General features: G+C 74.9%; 6 protein-coding genes and 1 pseudogene. 3 read left to right on the top strand and 4 right to left on the bottom strand.

Annotated elements, in window-relative coordinates:
- The first annotated feature begins 113 nt into the window (after nucleotides 1-113).
- Nucleotides 114-377, top strand: coding sequence for a GlsB/YeaQ/YmgE family stress response membrane protein (locus IE312_RS03040; protein WP_189978021.1), 264 nt, complete (start codon nucleotides 114-116; stop codon nucleotides 375-377).
- A gap of 1 nt (nucleotide 378) precedes the next feature.
- Here the strand turns inward: IE312_RS03040 and IE312_RS03035 are convergent, their stop codons facing one another.
- Both IE312_RS03035 and IE312_RS03030 read right to left on the bottom strand, forming a co-directional pair.
- Nucleotides 379-1155 (bottom strand): GNAT family N-acetyltransferase, encoded by a 777-nt coding sequence (locus IE312_RS03035; protein ID WP_189978019.1) that lies wholly within the window; start codon nucleotides 1153-1155, stop codon nucleotides 379-381.
- Between the two features lie 41 nt (nucleotides 1156-1196).
- Nucleotides 1197-1580 (bottom strand): MerR family transcriptional regulator, encoded by a 384-nt coding sequence (locus IE312_RS03030; RefSeq protein ID WP_189978017.1) that lies wholly within the window; start codon nucleotides 1578-1580, stop codon nucleotides 1197-1199.
- Nucleotides 1581-1640: 60 nt separating this feature from the next.
- Between IE312_RS03030 and IE312_RS38590 the strand changes: the two are divergent.
- A pseudogene (locus IE312_RS38590) lies at nucleotides 1641-2195 on the top strand (MFS transporter); the annotation flags it as partial.
- Between the two features lie 471 nt (nucleotides 2196-2666).
- Here the strand turns inward: IE312_RS38590 and IE312_RS03020 are convergent.
- A complete protein-coding gene (locus IE312_RS03020; RefSeq protein WP_189978015.1) occupies nucleotides 2667-3521 on the bottom strand; it encodes a GNAT family N-acetyltransferase in 855 nt (284 codons plus the stop codon).
- Between the two features lie 290 nt (nucleotides 3522-3811).
- Nucleotides 3812-4486, bottom strand: coding sequence for a chaplin (locus tag IE312_RS43950; RefSeq protein WP_189978013.1), 675 nt, complete (start codon nucleotides 4484-4486; stop codon nucleotides 3812-3814).
- A 287-nt stretch (nucleotides 4487-4773) separates the two neighbouring features.
- On the opposite strand from IE312_RS43950, the gene IE312_RS03010 reads away from it, so the two are divergent.
- Entirely contained in the window at nucleotides 4774-6378 is a 1605-nt protein-coding gene (locus IE312_RS03010) for an alpha/beta hydrolase (protein ID WP_189978011.1), read from the top strand.
- Nucleotides 6379-6459: the final 81 nt, after the last annotated feature.

Here is a 6459-nt window from a genome sequence, read left to right as displayed (position 1 = left end):
AGGGCTGGTGAACAGAGGCGCCCGGCGGCGACCGGAGCGGAGTGGCTCCGCCCACAGCGGGCACATACCACCTCAGCGGGATTCGACCGCACAAGCGTCAAGGGAGGGCGGCCATGGAGATATCGGGCGTCATCAGCGCCATCGTCATCGGGATCGTCATCGGTGTGCTGGGCCGGCTCGTCGTCCCGGGACGGCAGCACATCGGCGTCCTGTGGACGATCGTCGTCGGCATCGTGGCCGCGCTGCTGGGCTCGGCGATCGCCGCCGGGTTCGGGGTCGCCGACACCAAGGGGCCCGACTGGATCGAATGGTTCATCCAGATCGCCCTGGCGGCCGTGGGCGTGGCCGCACTGGACCGGGCACAGGCGCGCCGCTGAGTCAGGCCTCGTGGACGTAGGGCGTCGTGGTGCCCAGCGCGTGGAACCCGAGGCGCGCCAGGATCGGGCGGCTCATGGCCGAGGCGTCGACGTGCAGGTAGCGGTAGCCCCGGCCGGCGGCGGCACGGGCGCGGTGGGCGACCAGGGCCCGGTAGATGCCCCGGCCGCGCCAGGCCTCGACGGTGCCGCCGCCCCAGAGTCCGGCGAACGGGGTGCCGGGGACCAGCTCCATGCGGGCGGCGGCGACGGGTTCGCCGTCGGCGAGCGCGGCGACCGCGACGACCGTGCCGGGGTCGGCGGCGAGCCGGGCGAGCATCTGGTGCCGCAGCGCGGTGCCGTCGGTGCCGAAGGCCCGCTCGTGCGCGGTCACGACGAGATCCACGCCGGCCGGGTCGGTGGCCGCCACGCAGCGGATGCCGGCCGGCGGGGCGGTGTCCAGGTCCAGCGCGGCCACCTCGGCGACCATCAACGTCTCCGTGGGTTCCGCCCGGAACCCCGCGGCGAGCAGCCGGTCACCGAGGTCCGCGGGCCCGTCGTGACCGTAGAGCTTCCACTCGAAGTCCCGTCCCAGACCGGTGAAGCGGTCGATCTGGTCGCCGATGGCCCGGTCCGCCTCCGCCGCCTCCAGACCCGACCACAGCACTCCGTTCCAGCCCAGCGGGTCCGCGACCTGGCGCACCACCCGGCCGGCCCGCTCGATCCGGGCCCCGGGCCCGTCGGGCCGGGCACCCTCGCGCAGGTCCCGGTCGTACGCGGTGAGCACGGCAGCGTGGTCCATGGGCGTCACTTCAGCACGAACGGCCGGACGGACCAAGCGATTTAAACGCGCCGGCGCGCGTCGTGCGGCCGTACCGCCGCCAGGTAGGCGGCGAGCCGGTCCCGGTTGCGGGTGAGACAGTCGATCCGGGCCTCGATGCGGCCGATGTGCTCCTCCAACAGGGCGGCCGTCTCCGGCGGCACGGACTCGGGGGCCGGCACGAGACGGCCGGGGTCGCACAGGTACGGCAGGATCGCCCGGATCATCTCCGTGGTCAGGCCGGATTCGAGCAGTCCGCGGATCTGCCGCACCTGCGCGACCGCCGACTCCGGGTAGCTGCGGTAGCCGTTCCCGGTGCGTTCCGGATGGAGCAGGTGCTGCTCCTCGTAGTACCGCAGCAGCCGGGTGGGCACCTCCGTACGGCGGGACAGTTCGCCGATCCGCATGTGGGCCTCCCCGGGTGGCGCTTGACCCTCACATTGGTGTGAAGCTTCCACCATGGTCGCATGATGTCGTCCTCCCAGGTCGGGGGCGGTCGGCTGCCCTGGTCGGGGCTGCTCGCCCTGTCCTGCGCCGCGTTCACCGCCGTACTGACCGAACTCCTGCCGGCGGGCCTGCTGCCCGCGATGGCGCCCCCGTTGGGGGTGGCCGAGTCCCGGATCGGTTTCCTCGTCACCGCGTACGCCGCCGCCTCCTTCACGGCCGCGATCCCGGTCACCGCGGCACTGCGCGGGCTGCCCCGGCGGCCGGTGCTGTGCGGCGCGCTGCTGGGCTTCGCCGTCAGCAACGCACTGGTCGCACTGTCGTCGTCGTATCCGCTGACCGTCGTGGCCCGGCTGCTGGCCGGGGCGATGGGCGGCACGCTGTGGGCGATGCTCGCCGGCTACGCGGCCCGGATGGTGCCGGCCGAGCGGCGCGGCCGGGCCATCGCGGTGGTGCTGGCCGGGATCACGCTGGCCCTGGCGCTGGGCGTGCCCGCGGGTACCGCGCTGGCGGGAGCGGTGGGCTGGCGGACCGCGTTCGCGACGCTCGCCGTGCTCGCCGTGCTGCTGGTGGCCTGGACACGGCTGCGGGTGCCCGCCTTCCCGGGTGAGCCGGCGCACGCGCGCGTCCCCCTGTCCCGGGTCGCCGTGCGCCCCGGCATCCGCCCGGTGCTGACGGTGACCCTGTTCCTGCTGCGACGGTACGGCACGGTGAACCAGCGGTACCAGCGCCGCTGCCTGGAGCCGGCGGCCGAGGCACTGGAGGCCGGTGCCGAGCCGTTCGGGCCGGTGCTCGTGGCCGGGGACGGCCCGGTGGCGGCGGAGAGCCGCAACCGGGTGGGGGCGGTGACCGCACCCGGCATCGCGGGGTGGAGCCGGCCCGCTGGGCGGCGGCGCATCCGACGCTCCGGGAGCGGGCTGTGGCGATCGTCCACACCTCCGGCGGGCACTGCCCGCACGTTGCCCGCACGGGAGATCGCCCCGGTGCCGGAACTGGCGGACGCGGTACGGGAGCCGTACCGCCGCTGCTTCGGCGAAGCTCGCCGCGTCTCAGCCGAGTTCGAGCGTGGTCACGCCGAACACCCGCTGCGCCGCGTACGCGCGGACCGGCCCGGTGTACATGCGGGCCGTCTCGAACGAGGGCCGCAGCCCGGCCTGTTCGGCGAGGGTGACACCGGCCGCGTTCGGCTCGGGCACGTCGATCGCGACCTCCCGGCCGGCCGCGTCCGCGGTCAGCGCGTCGAACAGGGCCCGGGCGTCGTCGGCGGTGTCCGCGAACAACGGGCCGACGCGCAGGGTGTCGTGGCCGGGGCGGATGACGCCGTAGCCGGTCAGCCGGCCGCCGTCCTCGCGGACGAGGGCCCGGTGGCCGGGCGCGGTGAGCCATGCGGCGAGGAAGCGGGGGCGGTCGGCGGGGTGGCAGGCACTGTCGTAGCCGGTGAGGGCGGCCAGGTCGGCGGGGACGGCGGGGCGCACACCGGCCGGAGTCGCGCGTTCGGGGGCGGTACCGGTGAACCGGACGGTGCGGTGGGCGAGCCGGAATCCGGACTGCCGGTAGTTGTCCTGCTGGGCCACGACTCCGTCCAGACCGACGGTCCGGTTCCCGGCGTGGGCGAGGGCCGTCTTCCAGGTGGTGAGACCGTGTCCCCGGCCGCGCAGGTCGGGGCGGACCAGGTAGCAGCCGAGGAACGCGAAGTCGGGGCCGTGGCGGACGACGGATATCGCCGACGCCGGCTCGCCGTCGATCCGGCCCAGGAAGAACCCCTCGGGATCCTGCGCGAAGAACGCGGGGCCGTCGGACAGCCCGGGGTTCCACCCCTCCGCCGCCGCCCACCCGCTGATCACCGGCCAGTCGGCGAGGGTGGCCTGCGTGACGACGAGGTCCTGGGGGGCCGCAGAGGTCATCGGTACGCTCCGTCTTCATGGGGCTTCATCGGGCTTCATCGGGCTTCATCGGGTTCGCCTGCCGTGCGGCCCGGCCCTCGGCCGCACCGCCCGCAGCATCCTCGCGGATCAACGGGGGGCGCGCCACGGGGAGATCAGCCGAAACGGGAGCGCCGCGCGGGTGCTGTGGCGCGGACCGGTACCGCTCGCCGGCCGGCACCGGCCCGCCCCGGCACCGGGGAGCTCGGTGCCGGGGCGGTGGCGAGGCGCGTCGGCCCACCGGGACGGCACCCGGCGGGACCGGGCGCGGGTCAGGAGGGGCGGAACCGGCGGTAGAGGATCGCGCCCGTGAGCAGGAGCGCCGCACTGCCGGCGACGGCCGGGGCCGTCAGGTCCGCTCCGGTGTGGGCCAGCGTGGACGTGGTCGTCCGCGGGGTGTGCGCGGCGGTGTGGTGGGCCGGGGGCTTCGGGGCCCTCGGCTTCACGGCCGGGGGGTGGGGGGCCGGGCGGGGGGCCTCGACGGGGCCGTTGACCGACCGGTTGCCCAGGGCCGGGTTGCCGATGCCGACCACGTCGACGCTGTTGCCGCTGACGTTCACCGGCAGGTCGACGGGGAGCTGGACGCCGTTGCCGGACAGGACGCCGGGCGAGTCGCTGGCGGCGCCGTGCGCCACGGCCCCGCCGGAGCCGGCCGCCGCGGCCCCCTTGCCCGTGCCTTCGCTCCTGCCGCCCCCGGTGTTGGCGCAGGTGTTGCCCGCGGCGGGGTTGAGCAGTCCCACGACGTTCACCGTGTTGCCGCAGACGTTCACCGGCACGTGCACCGGCAGCTGGATGCCGTTGCCGGAGACCAGCCCCGGCGAGCCGGCCACCGAGCCGTCGGCGTCGGCACCGCCGGCCGCGAAGGCGGCGGACACCGGCAGTGCCACGGCCATCGCGCCGGATGCGGCGACGACGGCGATCACACCGTTTCGGGTAGCCCGTCTCATAGGGTTCCTGCCTTCCAGACGTCATCGCGGGTATTCACCCGCACCACTAAAAACGCAGACGAACCGTCCGGGTGATGGCGTATCGGTCTTTCACCCCATCGAGCGGCACTGTTGTCGAACGGTGTGCAAAGCCGCAGGATGATCATCCAAGGGGTGATGGCGAACGCGCAGTGTACGCCGGCTGCGGGCGCCCCGCCCGCCGGGAGGCGGGCCGTCCGGGGCCCGCTTATGGTGATCCGAGGGCATCGCCCCCGGTCCGTGGCGGGCGTGCGCCCCGGGAGGCGACCATGCTGGCCAAGCTGTCCACACGGTCCGCCGTGCGCCGCTGCGCGGGTGCCTCGGCCCTCGCCCTGGCGCTGCTCGGAGCCGGGCTGCCGGCGGCTGCCGCCGACCGGCCGCAGCCGGACCTGTCCCGGTTCTACCGGCAGAAGCCGGTCTGGGCCGCCTGCCAGGGCCCGGACATGCCGAAGGACCTGCAGTGCGCGAAGGTCACCGTCCCGCTCGACTACGCCCGTCCGCACGCCGGCACCCTCGACCTGGCGCTGGCCCGTTACCGCGCCACCGGCACGTCCCGGGGCTCGGTCCTGCTCAACTTCGGCGGCCCGGGCGTCGCCGGCATCACCGAGCTGGCCTCCGGCGGCAAGCAGTTCATGGGCCTGACCAACGGCTACGACGTGGTCTCCTTCGACCCTCGCGGTGTCGGCCGGTCCTCCCCCGTCAGCTGCGGGGAGGGCAGCGACGTGGCCGCGGGCCTCGCGGGGAAGGACGCCGACCTCGGCCGTCCGAAGGTGCTGCTCGATCGGTTGCGGCAGGCCGCCGGCCAGTGCGCCCGGCACTCCGGCCCGGTCCTCCCCCACATCGGCACCGTGAACGCCTCCCGCGACCTGGACGTCATCCGCCAGGCACTGGGCGACGACAAGCTCAACTACCTCGGGTTCTCCTACGGCACCCGGCTCGGCGCGGTGTACGCGGCGCAGTTCCCGGGCAAGGTCGGCCGGCTCGCCCTGGACGGCGTCGACACGCTGACCGAGTCGCTGGCCGAACAGGGCGTGGCGGGTGCCGAGGGCCAGCAGACGGCCCTGGACGACTTCCTGGACTGGTGTACGGCCGACGTCGCCTGCCCGTTCGGGCAGGACCGGCGCGCGGCCGGTGACGAAGTGCTCCGGCTGGTGCGCTCGCTGGACCGGGACCCGGTGCCCACGGACTTCGGCGGCGCGTTCTCCGGGCAGGACCTGGTGGGCGCCATCGGGCAGGCCCTGTACAGCAAGGAGCTGTGGCCCTCGCTGGAGCGTGCGCTGGGGTCCCTGGTCGAGGACGGCGACACCCGGCGCGTGCTGGCCTTCTCCACGGGCGGCATCAACCTGTCCGCCGGCCGGCAGCGCCGTGACGGCGGACTGGTCGACGCGCAGGAGGTCCCGGCGGACAACCTGCCGGCCGCGCTGATGGCGGTCGACTGCGCCGACGACCCCGACCGGCCCGCCGCCGCCCGGCTCACCAAGGACCTGGCGGACCTGCGGGCCGCCTACGACGAGGCCTCACCGGTGTTCGGCCGCTACCGGCTCACCCAGCTGCTGATGTGTTACGGCCGGCCCCGGGGCACCGACTTCATCCGCGACCGCGTGCGGGACGTGGACTCGGCGAAGATGCTGCTGGTCGGCACGCGCGGCGATCCGGCGACACCGTACCGGTGGGCGGAGGAGACGGCCCGCCGGCTCGGTCCGTCGGCGGTGCTGCTCGACAACAAGGGGGAGGGCCACACCGGTTACTCCTCCTCCAGGTGCGTGCACCGCAAGATCGACGACTTCCTGCTGTACGGCTCGCTGCCCGCGAGCGGCAGCTCCTGCCCGGCGGACCCGGCCGGCGGGCGCGTCACCACGGACGGCACCGGCTGACGGGCCGCACGCGACAGCCCGGTGACAGCTGTGGCGCAACCGGGTGACAGCCGCGGACCGGGGCAACCTTCCGGTGCCCCC

The organism is Streptomyces capoamus (genome assembly GCF_014654935.1).
Classification (GTDB): domain Bacteria; phylum Actinomycetota; class Actinomycetes; order Streptomycetales; family Streptomycetaceae; genus Streptomyces; species Streptomyces capoamus.
The sequence above is the reverse complement of the archived record's forward strand: the minus strand, read 5'-3'. Positions and strand labels throughout refer to the sequence as shown.

Coding starts and splice junctions, on each gene's coding strand:
- IE312_RS03040 (WP_189978021.1), top strand. CDS start 114: ATGGAGATATCGGGCGTCATCAGCGCCATCGTCATCGGGATCGTCATC.
- IE312_RS03035 (WP_189978019.1), bottom strand. CDS start 1,155: ATGGACCACGCTGCCGTGCTCACCGCGTACGACCGGGACCTGCGCGAG.
- IE312_RS03030 (WP_189978017.1), bottom strand. CDS start 1,580: ATGCGGATCGGCGAACTGTCCCGCCGTACGGAGGTGCCCACCCGGCTG.
- IE312_RS03020 (WP_189978015.1), bottom strand. CDS start 3,521: ATGACCTCTGCGGCCCCCCAGGACCTCGTCGTCACGCAGGCCACCCTC.
- IE312_RS43950 (WP_189978013.1), bottom strand. CDS start 4,486: ATGAGACGGGCTACCCGAAACGGTGTGATCGCCGTCGTCGCCGCATCC.
- IE312_RS03010 (WP_189978011.1), top strand. CDS start 4,774: ATGCTGGCCAAGCTGTCCACACGGTCCGCCGTGCGCCGCTGCGCGGGT.